The organism is Ensifer sp. D2-11 (assembly GCF_054161295.1).
Genome location: NZ_CP096433.1, coordinates 2,110,755 through 2,127,923 on the forward strand (window position 1 = coordinate 2,110,755; position 17,169 = coordinate 2,127,923).

Consider the following 17,169-nt stretch of genomic DNA (forward strand, 5'->3'; position numbering starts at 1 on the left):
CCTGTTCCGCCGTATACCGGCATTCGATGGTCGACACCTTCACGCGACGAAGCGATGTCGCCATCTGAAAAGTGCGACGGAGGCGGGTTACATCTCAATTGGCTAAATTATAGAACGTAACCTGAACCGTCACACCAGCATCGATGCCCGGGTAACGATCCTTCCATGCGGGCCGTTCCATCGGCCGCTCTCATTTTTTCTTCATCGCCGCCATCAGCGCCGCGCCGAACGCGCCTTGCGCCGGCTCCTGCGGTGTTTGCGACCGGGCCGACCCGCCCCGGTTTCCGCCCTTCGGTGCCGCCCCCCTCGCCTCGCGGGGCGTATCTGTGCCGCCTTCCTTGCGCATGGAAAGCCCGATGCGCTTGCGCGCGACATCCACCTCCGTGACGCGGACCTGCACGACGTCACCCGCCTTGACGACCTCATGCGGATCCTTGACGAAGCGGTCGGCCAATTGCGACACGTGGACGAGGCCGTCCTGGTGCACGCCGATATCGACGAAGGCGCCGAACGCTGCGACATTGGTCACCGTGCCCTCGAGCCGCATCCCGACTTTCAGATCCTTGATGTCGTCCACGCCTTCCGCGAAGGTGGCCGTCTTGAAGCTCGGGCGCGGATCGCGGCCCGGTTTCTCCAGTTCGGCCAGGATGTCCTTGACCGTCGGCAGGCCGAAGCGCTCGTCGACGAAAATGCGCGGGTCGAGCTTTTTCAGCTCGGCGCTGTCTGCCATCAGCGAGCGGACGTCCCGGCCGCAGGCTGCAACGATCTTCTTTGCGACGCCATAGGCCTCCGGATGTACGGCCGACGCATCGAGCGGCTCGGAACCGTTCGGTATCCGCAGGAAGCCGGCGCACTGCTCGAAGGTGCGCGCGCCGAGACGCGGCACTTTCAAAAGTTCCTTGCGGCTGGCGAAGGCCCCCATCGCATCCCGGTGCGCGACGATTGCCTCGGCCGAGGACTTGCCCAGCCCCGAGACGCGCGCCAGGAGCGGCGCCGAGGCGGTGTTGAGATCGACCCCGACGGCGTTCACCGCATCCTCGACAACGGCATCGAGCGAGCGGCTGAGCTTCGACTGGTCGACGTCGTGCTGGTACTGGCCGACGCCGATCGACTTCGGTTCGATCTTGACGAGCTCGGCCAGCGGGTCCTGCAGCCGGCGGGCGATCGAGACGGCGCCCCGCAGGGAAACGTCGAGGCCCGGGAACTCGGCAGCCGCCGTCTCCGAAGCGGAATAGACCGATGCGCCCGCCTCGGACACGATCACCTTGGTAGGCTTCGGCGCCGGCAGGGCAGCGAGCATGTCTGCGACGAGTTTCTCCGTTTCCCGGCTACCGGTACCATTGCCGATCGCGATCAGTTCCACCTTGTGCTTGCGCACGAGCGCCGCAAGCTCCGCCTGGGTGCCGCGGATGTCGTTCTTCGGCGGAAAGGGATAGACAGTAGCGGTGTCGAGCAGCTTGCCGGTGCCGTCGACCACCGCGACCTTGACGCCGGTGCGGATGCCGGGGTCGAGGCCCATGGTCGCGCGCGAGCCCGCCGGTGCCGCGAGCAGCAGGTCCTTGAGATTGCGCGCGAAGACGCGGATGGCCTCTTCTTCGGCCCGCTCGCGCAGCTCGCGCATCAGGTCCAGCGACAGCGAGAGCGAGAGTTTGACGCGCCACGTCCAGCCGATCACCTCCAGCAGCCACCGGTCGCCGGGTAACCGATCGCCGACATTGTAAGCCGCCGCGATCATGCGCTCGGTCGGCCTCAGCGAAGGCGCCGCCTCCTGATCGACCACGATATCGACCGAGAGGACCTCTTCGTTCCAGCCGCGCAGCATCGCCAATGCGCGGTGCCCGGCCACCGTCGCCCAGCGCTCGGAATGGTCGAAATAGTCCGAGAATTTGGCGCCGGACTCCTGCTTGCCGTCCACGACCCGGGCGCGCAGGAAGGCTACCTCCCGCATGTGGTTCCGCAACCGCCCGAGAAGGTCGGCGTTCTCGCTCATGGCTTCGGCAATGATATCGCGAGCGCCGTCGAGTGCGGTCTTGACGTCCGGCACATCGGCGGTGAGGAAGGCGGCCGCGCGTTCGGCCGGCGCGACCGATCGATCGGAAAGGATTGCTTCGACCAGTGCACCCAGACCACGTTCGCGCGCGATTTCCGCCTTGGTGCGGCGCTTCGGCTTGTAGGGCAGGTAGATGTCTTCGAGTTCGGCCTTGGTAACCGCGCCGGCGATCTTGCCTTCGAGCTCGTCGGTCATCTTGCCCTGGCTGCGGATCGAATCGACGATCGACGCCCGCCGCGCTTCAAGCTCACGCAGATAGGTGAGCCGCTCCGACAGGACGCGCAGTTGCGTATCGTCGAGGCCGCCGGTGACCTCCTTTCGGTAGCGGGCGATGAAAGGCACGGTTGCCCCGCCATCCAGCAATTCGACGGCCGCCGCGACCTGGGCGGCGGTCGCCTTGATTTCGCTGGCGATGATGGCGGCGATGGGCTTTGCGGTCGTGACCATTCTATCGTTCCGTTTCCTGTTTCGGCCGGACCATACTGGCGCAGACCATCAAGGCCAAGTGAAGGCCGGTGGCCGCCCGGGCGAACTCCACAGAAGATCATGAGATGGTGTCAGCGAGTGGGCGCGCCATACGTCCCTTCGCCCTGCATGCGCTACGGCATGCACATATCTCTTGTTGTCCAGCCCTTCGCGGACTTACTCCGGAGTGGCGGCATCTGTATTTCCAGCAGTGGCGAGGCTTGCGGTTGGGTCCTTGGGATCAAACCCATATGCGCTAACATTGGCATTAGCGGTCACCCGCCCCTCATCCGCCTGCCGGCACCTTCTCCCCGCAGGCGGGGAGAAGGGACAAGCGGCGCCAACTGAACCCCGCATTCATCGTCCGCCCGAGGGAGCGAGCGGGCGCGGCATATCCCTTCTCCCCGCCTGCGGGGAGAAGGTGGCGGCAGCCGGTTGAGGGGCAATCCCGACCGAGCGGGGTTGAGGCGGTTGGGTTCCCGAGGGATCCCTTTCATGAGCAGTATCCGCCGCACCGGCGCGCAAGAGATATGTGCATGCCGTAGCCTGCATGCGGGGCGAGGTGCCGGCAGGCGGATGAGGGGCCTTTCGCCCGCCCCTCAGACCGCGACGAGTTCCAGCCGTTCGCGGGTTTTTTCGAATTCCAGCAATTCGCGCTCCTTGATGGCGATATAGTCGCGCGACACGGGCACCGTCGCGAGTGAGGGCGAGAGCTGGAGCTGGAAGACGAAGTGCTTGTCGTAGAGAAAGGCCGTTTCCGAGGCGGCGAGATAGAACTCCCACATGCGGAAAAAGCGCTCGTCATAGAGCCTGACCGCCTCCTCCCGCTGCGCCAGGAACCGCTCGCGCCAGGCCCTGAGCGTCCAGGCGTAATGCAGCGGCAGAATCTCGATGTCCTTGACGAGCAGGCGGTTGCTCTCGACCCGTGGCAATACCTCCGACAGGGCGGGAATGTAGCCGCCGGGAAAGATATACTTCTCGATCCATGGGTTGGTCGCCCAGGGTTTGTAGATCTGGCCGATCGAATGCAGCAGCATCACTCCGTCGGGGTTCAGGAGTTCCTTCATCTTGCGGAAGAAATTGCCGTAATTTCCGATACCGACATGTTCGAACATGCCGACGGAGACGATGCGGTCGAATTGCCTTCCCTGCATGGTGCGATAGTCCTGCAATTCGAAACGCACCCGGTCGGAAAGTCCGCGCCTGGCGGCACGCTCGCGCGAGACCTTCAACTGCTCTTCGCTGAGCGTGATGCCCGTGACTTCGACCCCCGACGACTCGGCGAGGTACATCGCCATGCCGCCCCAGCCGGAACCCACTTCCAGTACCTTCTGACCGGGCTCGAGCAGCAGCTTTGCCGCTATGTGGCGCTTCTTGGCGCGCTGCGCCTCGTCGAGCGAGATACCCGGCGGATGGAAATAGGCACAGGAATATTGCCAGTCCTCGTCGAGGAAGAGATTGAAGAGCTTGCCGTCCAGATCGTAATGGTGGGCGACGTTGTAGCGGTTACGGTTTACCGGCAGCCGGCTCTTCATCTGCTGGCGAAATATGTGTCCCAGCGCGACGATCGAATTGGCGAAGGTTGCCGCCTTGTCGAGATCATTGCTCTTGACGATGGCCAGCACGTCGAAAATATCGCCCTCCTCCACGAGTACGCGACCGTCCATGTACATTTCGCCGAATTTCAGCCCTGGGTCGTGAAGGACGGCTTTTTCCGCTCCGGCATCAGCGAAACGGATGGCCGCGGGCTTGCCCGTGCCATCGCCCAGAACCACCTTTTCACCCGACGAGAAAACGACCGTCAGCCTGCCTTTCTCGACAAGCCGGCGAAGTAGATTCAACAATCCCGCATTCATATCCTACCTCAGCTCAGACCTAAACGGACCATCGGTTCCTTCACGGGGGAGCGGGTGAGCGGCTGGTCGGCTTCAGGGCAGAAATGCGGCAGCTGTGCCTGGAAGCGCGCGGCCACATCCGGAAGCGGCGAGAAACCGGCTCGAGCGCAACCTCACGGTTTCCGGCGAGTCCTCGCTAAGCGAGGCAAGGACCAGCTGCGGGAATTCGTCAGGCCAGCCCATCGGGCTCCTATCCATCAGAACTTCCATTAACTTAGCTGTGTTCGGCGGTTATTCAATGGGGCTTTTTTGTGGCCCCTCAAAGATTTGTTTGCTTAGCAAATTCGAAAGCACCGAGGCAAGACCGTGCGCGTGGGGCCGGCCGGTGCATCGAGGCTATCTTTCTCCCCCCTTTCGAGACGGGTGTTGCAGGACCGCTTCCGAGCGCCTACCTGCGATTCGTGGTGGCCGGCCGATCATGCGCCGGGTGACAGAGCGGTGCCGATCCCTTGTAACACTCGTATACCTACCGGTAACATCGTCACGCCACATTGTCGCGGCAAGCCCGTCGCGAGAGGAGGATACACGATGAAGAAGATCGCAGCGGTTGCGCTCGTCGTCGTCGTCGCCATCGTCTGGCTTCTCAATACGTCGCTTCTGGCGCCGCCCCCCTCCGGCAATGCAAAGATCCTCGCCCATCGCGGCATCCACCAGGTTTTTCACTCGGAAGGTCTCGACAACGACACCTGCACCGCCGAGCGCATCGAAACGCCGCGCCACAGCTATCTCGAAAATACGATTGCCTCGATGCGCGCGGCGATGGAGAGCGGCGCGGACGTCGTCGAGCTCGACGTCCACCTGACACCGGATCGCCAGTTTGCCGTGTTTCACGACTGGACGCTCGACTGCCGGACGGATGGGAGCGGCGTCACCCAGGAAACCCCGATGTCCGAGCTGAAGACACTGGACATCGGCTACGGCTATACGGCCGACGGCGGCAAGTCCTTCCCCTTCCGCGGCCAGGGGGCCGGCCAGATGCCGACGCTGACGGAAGTTTTCAAGGCCCTGCCCGAGGGCCGCTTCCTGATCAATTTCAAGAGCGAGCGGCGGGAGGAAGGAGCGACCCTCGCCGTCCTGCTCCGGTTCCACCCGGATTGGCGCAAACAGGTGTTCGGCGTCTATGGCGGCACTGCTCCGACGCAGGAAACGCTCCGGCTGGTTCCGGGGCTCAGAGGCTATGATCGACAATCCACGATCGCCTGCCTTGGCCGCTACGCCGCCTATGGCTGGACCGGCATCGTACCGGACGCCTGTCGCGATACGCTGATCATCGTGCCCGGTAATTATGCAAGGTTTCTGTGGGGCTGGCCCGACCGGTTCGCGGCCCGCATGCAGGCCGCCGGCAGCGAAATCATCCTGCTTGGCCCTTACAGCGGCGGCGATTTCACCTCCGGCATCGACAGCACCGATGATCTCGCCTTCGTTCCCGAGGGCTTCTCCGGCTACGTATGGACCAACAAGGCGGAAACAATCGCTCCCCTTCTCGGCAAGCGCCCCGGCGCAGCGACCGATCAGGCCAATCGGCAGTAGCAGAAGAGCGCAACCTTTCTCTTGCGTGGGTCACCACATGTCGATATATCTCGACAAATGGACACAGTTGACACTATCGCCGCCTTCGCCGCTCTCGCTCAGCCGACGCGGCTTGACGCTTTCCGGTTCCTGGTCAAGCATGAACCGGACGGACTGCCGGCAGGGGAGATCGCGCGGCTTCTGAACGTTCCGCACAACACCATGTCCACCCACCTCGCGCAGTTGCAGCGCGCAGGGCTGGTGACAACGCGCCGGCAGAGCCGGTCGATCATCTACCGCGCCGACCTCGACGGATTGCGCCACGTCGTGAGCTTTCTGCTCAAGGACTGCTGCGCCGGCCATCCGGACGTTTGCGCGCCGCTCGTTGCAGATCTCACGCCATGCTGTTCGCCAATGGATAGACCGGCATCCCGCAGCCATCGCTCCGAAGGCGGCGGAATGGACGGCGAAGCCGCGGATCGGAAGAATTGATGCAGGAGTTCGACCTGACACGGCGCTGTGTTGCAGAAGCGCTCGGCACCGGCCTTCTCGTCGCGGCGGTCGTCGGGTCGGGGATCATGGCCGATGCGCTTACCGCGGACGACGCCCTGGCGCTCGTTGCCAACACTATCGCCACCGGCGCAATCCTCGTCGTCCTGGTCACCATTCTCGGCCCGCTGTCAGGAGCGCATTTCAATCCGGCGGTGTCGCTTGTCTTCGCCCTTTGCGGCAGACTTACGCGACGGGACTGCGCCGCCTATGTCATCGCGCAAGTGGCCGGCGCGATTGCCGGGACCGCCCTCGCCCACCTGATGTTCGATCTTCCGCCGCTCGACATGTCCATGAAGGTGCGCACCGGTCCGGCGCAGTGGCTCTCCGAGGCAGTCGCGGCCTTTGGGCTCGTCGCCACCATACTTGCCGGCATCCGTTTCCACCGCGAGGCCGTGCCCTGGCTCGTTGGTCTCTACATCACTGCCGCCTACTGGTTCACCGCATCCACGTCCTTCGCCAATCCCGCCGTGGCACTGGCGCGGTCGTTCACAAACACCTTTTCCGGCATCCGCCCGGGCGACCTGCCGGGGTTCGTGATCGCCGAACTGCTCGGGGCCGTCTGCGCGCTCGCGCTGATGCGATGGCTCTTGCAGCCCGCCCGACCCATCATTCGTCAAACCTCCCCGGAGACCGCTCCATGACCGTCACCATCTACCATAATCCGGCTTGCGGCACCTCGCGCAACACGCTGGCCATGATACGCAATGCCGGCATCGAGCCGACCGTCGTCGAATATCTGAAGAACCCTCCTTCACGCGCCGAGCTTGAGGCGATGATAGCCGCCGCCGGGCTGACGGTGCGCCAGGCGATGCGCGAAAAAGGCACACCCTTCGCCGAACTCGGCCTCGGAGACCCGTCGCGGAGCGACGAGGAACTGCTCGATGCGATGCTCGAGCATCCGATCCTCATCAATCGTCCCTTCGTCGTGGCGCCACTCGGCACGCGCCTTTGCCGGCCTTCCGAGGTCGTGCTCGACATTCTGCCCGACACCCACAAGGGTCCGTTTTCCAAGGAGGACGGCGAAGCCGTCCTCGACGCCGGAGGCAAGCGCATTGTCTGACGACGATTCGAGCCATGACCTGCCTGCGGCGAACCTGCAACAGCTGCGGCTGCCGGATAGCGCCAGCCTGCGCCCGGCCTTTTCGACCCACAGGCCACGCATCCTGATCCTCTACGGGTCGCTGCGGACCGTATCCTACAGCCGCCTTTTGGCCGAGGAGGCCCGGCGTCTGCTCGAATTTTTCGGCGCGGAAGTGAAGGTCTTCGATCCATCCGGTCTGCCGCTTCCCGACGCGGCGCCGGTGAGCCACCCCAAGGTGCAGGAACTGCGCGAATTGTCGATCTGGTCCGAAGGACAGGTATGGGTGAGCCCGGAGCGGCACGGCGCGATGACCGGGATCATGAAGGCTCAGATCGACTGGATCCCGCTTTCCACCGGCTCCATCCGGCCGACTCAAGGAAAGACGCTTGCCGTGATGCAGGTTTCGGGAGGCTCGCAGAGCTTCAATGCGGTGAACCAGATGCGCATTCTCGGCCGTTGGATGCGCATGATCACGATTCCGAACCAGTCATCCGTCGCCAAGGCGTTCCAGGAATTCGATGCGAACGGCCGCATGAAGCCGTCGAGCTATTACGATCGCGTCGTCGACGTCATGGAAGAGCTGGTGAAATTCACGCTTCTGACGCGTGACTGCTCCGCTTACCTGACCGACCGTTACAGCGAGCGCAAGGAATCGGCTGCGGAGCTCGAACACCGCGTGACGTTGAAGAGCGTCTGACGTTCCTTCCCGCTACTTCGGAAAGTCGAGCCCCATTTCGCGGAAGCGCTCCGGATCGTCGCCCCAGTTCTCACGCACCTTGACGAACAGGAAGAGGTGCACCGGCTGCTCGAGGATTTCGGAGATTTCCTTGCGCGCGGCGGTTGAGATCGCCTTGATCGCCTCGCCGCCCTTGCCGAGGGCGATCTTCTTCTGGCTGTCGCGTTCCACGTAGATCACCTGTTCGATGCGCACGGAACCGTCCTTGCGTTCCTCCCATTTCTCCGTTTCCACGTGAGATGCATAGGGAAGCTCCTGATGCAGCCGGAGGAAGAGCTTCTCGCGGGTGATCTCGGCGGCGAGCTGGCGCATCGGCAGATCGGAGATCTGATCCTCGGGATAGTACCATGGACCTTCCGGCAGCGTCTCGGCGAGATAATCCATCACGTCTTCGCAGCCGGAACCCGTCAGCGCCGAGATCATGAAGGTGCGCTCGAATGCGACCACGTCGTTCGCAGCCGCCGCAAGCTTCAGCAAATCCTCGCGGCGAACTTGATCGACCTTGTTGAGGACGAGGACCTTCGGCTGATGTACCTCCTTCAGGCCTTCAAGGATCGCCTCCGCGTCACCCTTGATCCCACGCTCGCTGTCGATCAGCAGCATGATCAGATCGGCGTCCTTGGCTCCGCCCCAGGCCGTGGTGACCATGGCGCGGTCGAGCCGGCGCCGCGGCTTGAAGATGCCGGGCGTGTCCATGAAGACGATCTGCGCGCTGCCGTGGATTGCAATGCCGCGGATGATCGCCCGCGTCGTCTGCACCTTGTGGCTGACGATCGACACTTTCGCCCCGACAAGGCGATTGACCAGTGTCGACTTGCCGGCATTCGTCGCCCCGATCAGCGCCACGAAGCCCGAGCGCGTCGGCACTGCGCCGGCGGCCGTATCCTTTTGAGTATCCGTCATGATATCCGTCAATTCCCGGCAGAGCGCTTCTGCCACACACCTTCGCGTTCCAGCAATTTCATGGCCGCGACCTGCTCGGCCCCACGCTTGGAACGATCGACCCCCGTCTCCGGCGCGATCCCGTCGACCTCCACCGTCACGGTGAAGCGCGGATCGTGATCGGGGCCGGAACGGTCATCCGTCCTGTATTTCGGCGCGACACCGAACCTGGCATGCGCCCATTCCTGCAGTTCCGTCTTGGCGTCCCGCCTGGCGCCGTCTGCGCTTGCAGCCCGATGCGTCCAATGCTCGAGCACGAAACGTCGCGCCGCATCCAGGCCGCCATCGAGATAGATCGCGGCGATCAGCGACTCTACCACATCGGCGCGCACATTCATCATGTGCTTGCCCGTGATCTTCTTCACATCCGAGCCGGTACGGATGAATTCATGCAGCGAGAGCTCATCCGCCACCTTGGCGCAGCTCTCCGCGCTGACGAGCTGGTTCAGGCGCACCGAGAGCTCGCCTTCGTTGGCATCGGTGAAGGTCTGGAACAGGAGTTCCGCGACGCAGAGCCCAAGCACCCGGTCTCCCAGGAATTCGAGCCGCTGATAGTTGATCGCACGGCCGCTGCGAGCGCTCGAATGCGTCAGCGCCCGGTCGAGACGTTCCTTCTCGGCGAACCGGTAACCGATCGCGGCCTCGAGCCGCGCCCGGTCCTCCGCGTTCAACGAGCGGCCCTTCATCAGTGGACGACCTTGAACAAACGATCGTAACGCAGGTTCGCCGGCCATTTCCAGATCTGCCGGAACGAGGTGTCGTTGCCGAGCGAGAAGAAGATCAGGCTCGCCCGGCCGACAAGGTTTTCAGCCGGCACGAAGCCGACGTCGAAACGGCTGTCGGCGGAGTTGTCCCGGTTGTCGCCCATCATGAAATAATGACCTTCCGGGACGATGAATTCACGGGTGTTGTCGCCGCGCGAATCCGGGAACTGGTCGAGCGTGTCGTAGGTCATGCCGTTGTCCATCGTCTCGCGATAGACCGGAACATCGCCGCCCGTGTCGTACTGGTCGTCCGCGCGGAACGTGCCGTCCGGCACCCGTTCGACCGGCTTGTCGTTGACGTAGAGAACGCTGTTCCTGACCTGGATGCGGTCGCCCGGCAGGCCGACGAGGCGCTTGATGTAGTCGATGTCGGGATTGGGCGGGAACCGGAAGACGACGATGTCGCCCCGGTCCGGTTCGCTCGCAAAGATCCTGCCGCTGAAAAGGTCCGGCGAGAAGGGCAGCGAGTATTTCGAATAGCCGTAGGCGAACTTGTTGACGAAGATGTAGTCGCCGACAAGAAGCGTCGGCATCATCGAGCCGGACGGGATCGTGAAGGGCTGAAAGAAGACGGTGCGGATGACCACGGCGAGGAGCAGCGCCTGGATAATGACCTTGACGTTCTCCCAGAGACCGCTCTGCTTCGCTTCTGTCTTTTCTGCCACGCTCAGTCTTCCTTGTCATCCTGCCCGGGGCACCCGGGCCTAACGCTTCAACGTTCGTCTGCGCCCGAACTCATGCGCACGCCGCCCCGCAACTCGATGCTATATGTCGCGGGAATACCGTGCTTCAAGCGACCGCGGGCCGGGCTTTCGGCAAGTGCTCTAAACCGTTCCCTCGGCGGGGGCAACCGGGAGCGCTTCGATAATCACGAAAGCTTGAGCAAGCGGGAAGTCGTCGGTGATGGTCAGATGGATTGCGGCGCGGTGGCCGACCGGCAGCATTTCCTGAAGGCGCGCGGCTGCGCCGCCGGTCAGTTGCATCGTCGGCTTCCCGCCGGGCAGGTTCACGACGCCCATATCTTTCCAGAACACGCCTTGAGCCAGGCCTGTGCCCAGTGCCTTGGAACAGGCCTCCTTTGCGGCGAAACGCTTGGCATAGGAGGCCGCACGGTTTTTGCGGCCTTCGGATTTGGCGATTTCGATATCGGTGAAGCACCGGTTGACGAAACGCTCGCCGAAGCGCTGGAGCGAGTTTTCGATACGCCTGATATCGATGAGATCGCTGCCGATACCGATGATCATGTCGGATGTCCGAATTTGTGCGAGCGGGCCTGCCGGCGCCGCTCCTGAAAGAGGCGGGCCGTCTGAAAGGCAAGCGGGTAGAATATCAAGGCACCCGCCGCTGAAAGAGGAAGCGAGCCTATGAGCATCGGCTTGAAGACCGGACCCCAAAGGCTTGCAAGATCGAGATGTTCGACCATCCGCATGATCTCTTGACCGCCGATCACCTGAGCGGCTTGCGGCTGCGTAATCATCGTGCCGACCTCATAGGAAGCGGTCAGGATGACCGGTATCGTAATGGGATTGGCGAGCAGCGTCGTAATCGCGGCCGCGATCAGATTTCCGGAAAACGCCGACGCGAGAAGGACGGCGAGAACGATGTGCAGGCCGAAGAACGGCGTCAAAGACGACGCAGCACCCGCCGCCACCCCAACGGCGATCGAGTGCGGAGACGAGTTCAGACGGAGAATTCGAAGGGCAATGTAGCGAGGAGCGCGCGTCAGCCCCTTGCGCGGCCAGAAGAAGGCGCGAAGCCTCTCGGAGAGTGTGACCGGTTTTCTGCGCCTGAATAACATTATGCCGTCATGTTCGCATTCAAAGCCGCCCGCCGGCGCAAGACGGACCGCCCGCCTTTCGATGGGCGCAAGATAGGCGCCACGCACGCCATGTGCAAGCTGCTGCGTGGTTCCTTCAATCCTTGACGGACTGAGTCATGCGGCAGATCAAAACGTCACGGCGACCTTTGCGCATCTGACAAGAGGCGCGGCACCGTAAGGCGCCAGACCGACAGATAAGGCAAGAGAGCTATTCGTAGAACGCATAGCTCAGGCTACCGCTGGGCGCGGCAGCCGTGGCGCGCCTCTCCGGCGCGCCGCATTCGCGATCAGAAGCCCTTCCGGAAAAGGCCGCGGTCGATCTGACGCTGACGGTATTCCAGGTCGATCCGGTCGACGGAGCCGTTCAGATAGGCGGTCTCGCGCTCTTCAACGCTCGGAATGTGCAGGGCACGGGTGATTTTCTTCAACTGCTTGAACATGGCAAACCCCTTTCGTTCACCTCCCGATGCGAAAGATAGTTCACCAGCCGAACCGCCACCAGTCCCGCGAAGCGGCGGCAGCCATGCGAAAGACGCATGACTGTCGAGCTCGATGCGACGATCTGCTTATTTCAAAGGCAATGTGCCTGAATTCGCGCCCGGAATGGACGGATCGAAAAGTCAGGTGAACGGGATCGATTTCACGCGGTCGGAGTGATGAGCCCGACAGTGGGAAAGGAAGTGCGGTAGCGGGAGGCATCACGTGTCAGCAGCGGAATTCCGACGATCGCTGCGTGGGCACCGATGAAGAAGTCCGGCAGCACGCCGGTCCGCGCGCCCCCTGCCCTGCGATACTTCGCAAAGACCTTGCCGGCCAGGAACAGTGCGGCACGGGGCAGGGCCACCCGCTCCAGGCCGGCTTCGGCTATGAACGAATCGAGCGTTTCAATGCGTTCGTATCGCACGCCGAGCTCCGCATAGATCATGTCATTGATCAGAAGCGGGCTCTGCAGGCTTGCCGCCCAGTTTGCGTCATCGGTAACGAGATCAAGCAGAACGCTTGTGTCGACCAGCGTCACGCATCACCACGCGTCAGCGCCATAATGTCATCCGTGCTGAGGCCCTCGCCGGCATGGCCGCGCAGATTCTGGAAACGGCTGCGGACAGGTTTGCTGTCGGCCCGCCTGATTTCGACGATGCCGTTGCCGGTGCGGCGGAAGTCAACCTTGCTGCCCGGCTTGATACCAAGCAGTTCGCGCACCGCTTTCGGTATCGCGACCTGCCCCTTGATCGTAACGGTGGTTGCCATTCCGGCCTCCTGTATTCTGCGGGAGTGTCCCCCCTGTTCGAACAGGCGCCCTATTCGAACAAACGCTTGACCATGGATATGCTCGGCAATTCCTTGAGCTGCGCCATCAGATGGTTGAGCTGGCGCAGGTCCCAGACCTCGAGATCGAACTGCAATTCGCTGAAGTCCGCGGCGACGCGCCCCATGGAAAGCGAGCGGATATTAACGTCGGTGGTCGCGATGGCCTGCGCGACCTCCGCCAGCGTGCCGGGCTCGTTCAAGGCGCTGACCGCAATCCTCGCCATGAAACGGCTGTTGTTCGCCTCGTCGAGATCCCAACGAACGTCGATCCAGCGCTCGGGCTCTTCGTCGAACTTCTGCAGGATCGGCGACTGGATCGGATAGATGGTGATGCCTTTGTCCTTGTCCATGATGCCGACGATGCGATCGCCGGGAACGGCGCCGGCAGGACTGAAATGGACCTCGGCATTGCCGGAGAGGCCGCGGATCGGCAGGGCTTCCGGCCCCTCCGCCTGCTCCGCTGCGGCCATTTCCTTCGACCGCTCCGGCAGCTTGAAGATCATGCCCGCGGCGCTGCGCATGTTGAACCAGCCGTCGTCGGCGCTGGGCTTCACGGTTACGCGCTCGTCCTGATGATCGGGAAACACGGCGCGCAGAACGTCGAGCGAGGAGAGTTCGCCGCGCCCGACCGCGGCAATGGCGTCCTCCACGTCCTTCTGCCCGAGCCGATGCAGCACCGGCTTCAAGGCCTCGCGCGAGAAGGTCTTGCCCGCCCGTTCGAAGGTGCGCTCGAGGATGCGATAGCCGAGGCCGGCATATTGCTTGCGGATGGCGGCGCGGGTCGCGCGGCGGATGGCCGCCCGCGCCTTGCCCGTGACGACGATCTCTTCCCAGGCCGGCGGCGGCACCTGAATGCCCGAGCGGATGATCTCGACCTCGTCGCCGTTGTTGAGCCGCGTCACCAGCGGCATGATGCGACCATTGATCTTGGCCCCGACGCAGGTGTCGCCGATGTTCGTATGCACGGCATAGGCAAAGTCGATCGGGGTGGCGCCGCGCGGCAGCGCTATCAGCTGCCCCTTCGGTGTGAAGCAGAAGACCTGATCCTGGAAGAGTTCGAGTTTGGTGTGCTCGAGAAACTCCTCCGGATTGTCGCCCTCGGCAAGCGATTCGATCGTGCGGCGCAGCCAGGAATAGGCATTCGATGTCGGAGTGCGCGTCAGGTCACCGGAAACGGTGTCTCGATCCTTGTAGAGTGCGTGGGCCGCGATACCGTATTCGGCGATCTCATGCATGCGCTTCGTGCGGATCTGCAGTTCGATGCGCTGGCGCGACGGGCCGATGATCGTCGTGTGAATCGATTGATAGTCGTTCTGTTTCGGGGTCGAGACGTAGTCCTTGAAGCGTCCCGGCACGACACGCCAGCGGGTGTGCACGATACCCAGCGCGCGATAGCAGGACGGGATGTCGTTGACGATGATGCGGAAGCCCCAGACATCCGAGAGCTGCTCGAAGGAGAGCGATTTCGACTGCATCTTGCGGAAAACCGAATAGGGCTTCTTCTGGCGCCCTCTGACCTGTGCGTCCGTAAGCCCCTCGGCCTGAAGCAGTTCGCTCAGTTCCTCCTCGATCTTCTTGATCAGCCCCTCATTGCGCTCGGAGAGCTCCTGGAGGCGTCTGGTAACGGTCTCGTAAGCCTCCGGGTTGATGTGGCGGAAGGACAGGTTCTCGAGCTCCTCGCGCATGTCCTGCATGCCCATGCGCCCTGCCAGAGGCGCATAGATGTCCATCGTCTCCTCGGAGATGCGCGCGCGCTTTTCGGCCGACATGTGGTCGAGGGTGCGCATATTGTGGAGGCGATCGGCAAGCTTGACCAGGAGCACGCGGACGTCGTCCGAAATGGCGAGCAGCAGCTTGCGAAGATTTTCCGCCTGCTTGGCCTTCTTGGTGACAAGGTCGAGCTTCTTGATCTTGGTGAGGCCTTCGACCAAGGCGCCGATATCCTCGCCGAAGAGGTCGTCTATCTCCTGCCGCGTCGCGGTCGTATCCTCGATCGTGTCGTGCAGCAGCGCGACGGCGATCGTGGATTCGTCCAGATGCATTTCGGTCAGGATCGCCGCCACTTCCAGGGGATGGGAGATGTAAGGATCGCCGCTTGCCCGCTTCTGCTGCCCGTGCTTCTGCATGGCGTAGACATAGGCCTTGTTCAGCAGCGCCTCGTTGACGTCGGGCTTGTATTTCTGCACGCGCTCAACGAGCTCGTATTGGCGCATCATCCGCTAGCGGCTCCGTGAAATCAGGCAAATAAAAAAGTGCGCCAATCATATGAGTGGCGCACTGCTTCGATAACACGTCGGAACGTTGTTCCGGAACGAATCTCAGTAGTCGTCGCTCTTTTCCGGAGGAACGAGGCCTTCGATGCCGGCCAGCAGTTCTTCTTCGGACATGCGGTCGAAGGTCAACGCTTCCGGCTGGTCTTCCTCTTCGGCGGCCTCAGCGAAGGCAGGGGCTGCTTCGGTCTGGACGAGCGACGCCGGATCGGGTTCCGGCTCGTCCACTTCCACATGTTTCTGCAGCGAGTGGATCAGGTCTTCCTTCAGGTCGCCGGGCGACAGGGTTTCATCGGCGATCTCGCGCAGTGCAACGACCGGGTTCTTGTCGTTGTCGCGGTCGACCGTAATCGGGGCACCCTGGGAAACCAGGCGTGCGCGGTGGCTGGCAAGAAGGACGAGTTCGAAACGGTTTTCGACCTTGTCGATGCAGTCTTCGACGGTGACGCGGGCCATGGCCTGTCCTTTACGACTCAAGAGATGCGGCGGCATCGCCGCGGCAGGTTTAACAACGCGAAACCGGAACGTCCGCTGACATGCGGCTCCATCAGCTCCGATTTCTGGAATTAGGCGTCCGATACAATCAAAACAGCATAAGTTCAAGTTTTTCCTGCATCCGGCTCACGTCATCGCGCGGAGCATGATAAAATGCCACGTCTGTGGAACGCTGCCATCGGGTCACAGACACTGCCTGTATTTCGTGATAATTTCGAACACGTATCCAGCAACAATTATAGATTGAAAATGTGGACGAACTGCAGCAACTGCTAAAACTAGCTATAGGCGCCGCGCCCTGGTTGGAATAATGCGTTGGCATGACCACATTATTTGCAGATAAGTGAGCTTTAATTTAATCCGCCAATTTTAAGCGTGACGCTCCGCGGGGTTGGTCCGGTCACTGTGCAGGGTACGGAAAAAGGAAGTAACGATGTTCGATCCTCGCGAGAAAATCGCTCTTTTTATCGATGGCGCCAACCTCTACGCCGCGTCGAAGAGCCTCGGCTTCGACATCGATTACCGCAAGCTGCTCAAGGCCTTCCAGAAGCGCGGCTACCTGCTCAGGGCCTACTACTACACCGCACTCATCGAGGACCAGGAATATTCGTCGATCCGCCCGCTGATCGACTGGCTGGACTATAATGGCTATAAGGTCGTGACCAAGCCTGCCAAGGAATTCACCGATTCCCTCGGACGCCGCAAGATCAAGGGGAACATGGACATCGAGCTGGCCATCGACGCCATGGAGCAGTCCGAATCGGTCGACCACCTGGTGATTTTCTCCGGCGACGGCGATTTCACCACACTCGTCGAAGCGCTGCAGCGCAAGGGGCGAAAGGTTTCCGTGGTCTCGACCATGTCGACGCAGCCGCCGATGATTGCCGACGACCTGCGCCGCCAGGCCGACCACTTCATCGATCTCGCGACCCTTAGGGGAGAGATCGGCCGCGAACCGTCCGAACGCGTTCAGCGCCCTGTCGAGCCGGTCGCCGACGACGTCGAGCTTTAAGGCCTGTTGGGATTTTTCCTAATCCCTGTGCTCGTCACAGGGATCCAGCCAGCCAAGTCCTTGAGCTGAAAGAAATCTTCCCAGCGCCGCAGACGCGGCGCTGCTCTCATCTCTGTGACAAGCACAGAAATGACGGAAGCGGAGAGATTGCAGTCCTGCGAGACGTTTCCTGGGCCGTGCCGATGAGGCACGGTTCAGCTGCGGGATTCCCTTATTTGCTCATAAGCGACAACCTGCGTTGTCTTATCTCTGCTGCCGATTCTACGATTCG

At 62.2% G+C, this 17,169-nt stretch carries 18 protein-coding genes; 6 read left to right on the forward strand and 12 right to left on the reverse strand.

Annotated features, from left to right (window positions below; genetic code table 11):
* Nucleotides 1-190 precede the first annotated feature (190 nt).
* Together M1D34_RS10230 and cfa2 are read right to left on the reverse strand one after the other, a co-directional pair.
* A complete protein-coding gene (locus M1D34_RS10230) occupies nt 191-2,497 on the reverse strand; it encodes a Tex family protein (protein WP_498778924.1) in 2,307 nt (768 codons plus the stop codon).
* A gap of 617 nt (nt 2,498-3,114) precedes the next feature.
* On the reverse strand, nt 3,115-4,371 hold the full coding sequence (cfa2, locus tag M1D34_RS10235; RefSeq protein ID WP_015241108.1) for a cyclopropane-fatty-acyl-phospholipid synthase: 1,257 nt from the start codon (nt 4,369-4,371) through the stop codon (nt 3,115-3,117).
* Nucleotides 4,372-4,938: 567 nt separating this feature from the next.
* Between cfa2 and M1D34_RS10240 the strand changes: the two genes are divergently transcribed.
* The 5 genes from M1D34_RS10240 to arsH are packed head-to-tail and all read left to right on the forward strand — an operon-like array spanning nt 4,939 to nt 8,249.
* Nucleotides 4,939-5,940, forward strand: coding sequence for a glycerophosphodiester phosphodiesterase family protein (locus M1D34_RS10240; RefSeq protein WP_015241107.1), 1,002 nt, complete (start codon nt 4,939-4,941; stop codon nt 5,938-5,940).
* Between the two features lie 57 nt (nt 5,941-5,997).
* Nucleotides 5,998-6,411, forward strand: coding sequence for an ArsR/SmtB family transcription factor (locus M1D34_RS10245; protein WP_013844238.1), 414 nt, complete (start codon nt 5,998-6,000; stop codon nt 6,409-6,411).
* A complete protein-coding gene (aqpS, locus tag M1D34_RS10250) occupies nt 6,411-7,112 on the forward strand; it encodes an aquaglyceroporin AqpS (RefSeq protein WP_498778927.1) in 702 nt (233 codons plus the stop codon). Before M1D34_RS10245 ends, aqpS begins: the two co-directional genes overlap by 1 nt.
* The gene (arsC, locus tag M1D34_RS10255) at nt 7,109-7,531 is read left to right on the forward strand and encodes an arsenate reductase (glutaredoxin) (RefSeq protein ID WP_028011999.1); all 423 of its coding nucleotides are present in this window, start codon (nt 7,109-7,111) and stop codon (nt 7,529-7,531) included. The genes aqpS and arsC overlap by 4 nt, the downstream gene beginning before the upstream one ends.
* Complete coding sequence (gene arsH, locus M1D34_RS10260) at nt 7,524-8,249, forward strand: arsenical resistance protein ArsH (RefSeq protein WP_010969023.1); 726 nt, start codon at nt 7,524-7,526, stop codon at nt 8,247-8,249. Before arsC ends, arsH begins: the two co-directional genes overlap by 8 nt.
* A gap of 12 nt (nt 8,250-8,261) precedes the next feature.
* Here arsH and era read toward each other — a convergent pair whose 3' ends face one another.
* The 10 genes from era to rpoZ form a co-directional block, all read right to left on the reverse strand.
* Complete coding sequence (gene era, locus M1D34_RS10265; protein ID WP_013844236.1) at nt 8,262-9,191, reverse strand: GTPase Era; 930 nt, start codon at nt 9,189-9,191, stop codon at nt 8,262-8,264.
* Nucleotides 9,192-9,199: 8 nt separating this feature from the next.
* Nucleotides 9,200-9,916: a ribonuclease III gene (gene rnc, locus M1D34_RS10270; protein WP_127620528.1), complete on the reverse strand. Its 717-nt coding sequence runs from the start codon at nt 9,914-9,916 to the stop codon at nt 9,200-9,202.
* The gene (lepB, locus tag M1D34_RS10275; protein ID WP_003527287.1) at nt 9,916-10,659 is read right to left on the reverse strand and encodes a signal peptidase I; all 744 of its coding nucleotides are present in this window, start codon (nt 10,657-10,659) and stop codon (nt 9,916-9,918) included. The genes rnc and lepB overlap by 1 nt, the downstream gene beginning before the upstream one ends.
* A gap of 159 nt (nt 10,660-10,818) precedes the next feature.
* Nucleotides 10,819-11,238: a holo-ACP synthase gene (gene acpS, locus M1D34_RS10280; protein ID WP_010969020.1), complete on the reverse strand. Its 420-nt coding sequence runs from the start codon at nt 11,236-11,238 to the stop codon at nt 10,819-10,821.
* On the reverse strand, nt 11,235-11,792 hold the full coding sequence (locus tag M1D34_RS10285) for a DUF2062 domain-containing protein (protein WP_014529131.1): 558 nt from the start codon (nt 11,790-11,792) through the stop codon (nt 11,235-11,237). The genes acpS and M1D34_RS10285 overlap by 4 nt, the downstream gene beginning before the upstream one ends.
* Nucleotides 11,793-12,100: 308 nt before the next feature.
* Nucleotides 12,101-12,253 (reverse strand): DUF3563 family protein, encoded by a 153-nt coding sequence (locus M1D34_RS10290; RefSeq protein WP_003527290.1) that lies wholly within the window; start codon nt 12,251-12,253, stop codon nt 12,101-12,103.
* 200 nt (nt 12,254-12,453) lie between these two features.
* Complete coding sequence (locus M1D34_RS10295) at nt 12,454-12,831, reverse strand: type II toxin-antitoxin system VapC family toxin (protein ID WP_015007428.1); 378 nt, start codon at nt 12,829-12,831, stop codon at nt 12,454-12,456.
* Complete coding sequence (locus M1D34_RS10300; RefSeq protein ID WP_003527293.1) at nt 12,828-13,061, reverse strand: AbrB/MazE/SpoVT family DNA-binding domain-containing protein; 234 nt, start codon at nt 13,059-13,061, stop codon at nt 12,828-12,830. Before M1D34_RS10300 ends, M1D34_RS10295 begins: the two co-directional genes overlap by 4 nt.
* A gap of 50 nt (nt 13,062-13,111) precedes the next feature.
* Nucleotides 13,112-15,337, reverse strand: a complete 2,226-nt coding sequence (locus M1D34_RS10305) for a RelA/SpoT family protein (protein ID WP_003527294.1) — start codon at nt 15,335-15,337, stop codon at nt 13,112-13,114.
* A 102-nt stretch (nt 15,338-15,439) separates the two neighbouring features.
* The gene (gene rpoZ, locus M1D34_RS10310) at nt 15,440-15,847 is read right to left on the reverse strand and encodes a DNA-directed RNA polymerase subunit omega (protein WP_003527295.1); all 408 of its coding nucleotides are present in this window, start codon (nt 15,845-15,847) and stop codon (nt 15,440-15,442) included.
* 472 nt (nt 15,848-16,319) lie between these two features.
* On the opposite strand from rpoZ, the gene M1D34_RS10315 reads away from it, so the two are divergent.
* Nucleotides 16,320-16,898 carry a LabA-like NYN domain-containing protein gene (locus tag M1D34_RS10315; RefSeq protein WP_003527296.1) on the forward strand — a complete coding sequence of 193 codons (579 nt, stop codon included), beginning with the start codon at nt 16,320-16,322 and terminating at the stop codon, nt 16,896-16,898.
* Nucleotides 16,899-17,169 lie beyond the last annotated feature (271 nt).

What these genes read in the sequence shown, in the direction of transcription:
- M1D34_RS10240 (WP_015241107.1), top strand. Translation starts at nt 4,939, where the DNA reads ATGAAGAAGATCGCAGCGGTTGCGCTCGTCGTCGTCGTCGCCATCGTC.
- M1D34_RS10305 (WP_003527294.1), bottom strand. Translation starts at nt 15,337, where the DNA reads ATGATGCGCCAATACGAGCTCGTTGAGCGCGTGCAGAAATACAAGCCC.
- rpoZ (WP_003527295.1), bottom strand. Translation starts at nt 15,847, where the DNA reads ATGGCCCGCGTCACCGTCGAAGACTGCATCGACAAGGTCGAAAACCGT.
- M1D34_RS10290 (WP_003527290.1), bottom strand. Translation starts at nt 12,253, where the DNA reads ATGTTCAAGCAGTTGAAGAAAATCACCCGTGCCCTGCACATTCCGAGC.
- M1D34_RS10315 (WP_003527296.1), top strand. Translation starts at nt 16,320, where the DNA reads ATGTTCGATCCTCGCGAGAAAATCGCTCTTTTTATCGATGGCGCCAAC.
- M1D34_RS10245 (WP_013844238.1), top strand. Translation starts at nt 5,998, where the DNA reads ATGGACACAGTTGACACTATCGCCGCCTTCGCCGCTCTCGCTCAGCCG.
- M1D34_RS10285 (WP_014529131.1), bottom strand. Translation starts at nt 11,792, where the DNA reads ATGTTATTCAGGCGCAGAAAACCGGTCACACTCTCCGAGAGGCTTCGC.
- aqpS (WP_498778927.1), top strand. Translation starts at nt 6,411, where the DNA reads ATGCAGGAGTTCGACCTGACACGGCGCTGTGTTGCAGAAGCGCTCGGC.
- M1D34_RS10230 (WP_498778924.1), bottom strand. Translation starts at nt 2,497, where the DNA reads ATGGTCACGACCGCAAAGCCCATCGCCGCCATCATCGCCAGCGAAATC.
- rnc (WP_127620528.1), bottom strand. Translation starts at nt 9,916, where the DNA reads ATGAAGGGCCGCTCGTTGAACGCGGAGGACCGGGCGCGGCTCGAGGCC.
- arsC (WP_028011999.1), top strand. Translation starts at nt 7,109, where the DNA reads ATGACCGTCACCATCTACCATAATCCGGCTTGCGGCACCTCGCGCAAC.
- era (WP_013844236.1), bottom strand. Translation starts at nt 9,191, where the DNA reads ATGACGGATACTCAAAAGGATACGGCCGCCGGCGCAGTGCCGACGCGC.
- acpS (WP_010969020.1), bottom strand. Translation starts at nt 11,238, where the DNA reads ATGATCATCGGTATCGGCAGCGATCTCATCGATATCAGGCGTATCGAA.
- M1D34_RS10300 (WP_003527293.1), bottom strand. Translation starts at nt 13,061, where the DNA reads ATGGCAACCACCGTTACGATCAAGGGGCAGGTCGCGATACCGAAAGCG.
- cfa2 (WP_015241108.1), bottom strand. Translation starts at nt 4,371, where the DNA reads ATGAATGCGGGATTGTTGAATCTACTTCGCCGGCTTGTCGAGAAAGGC.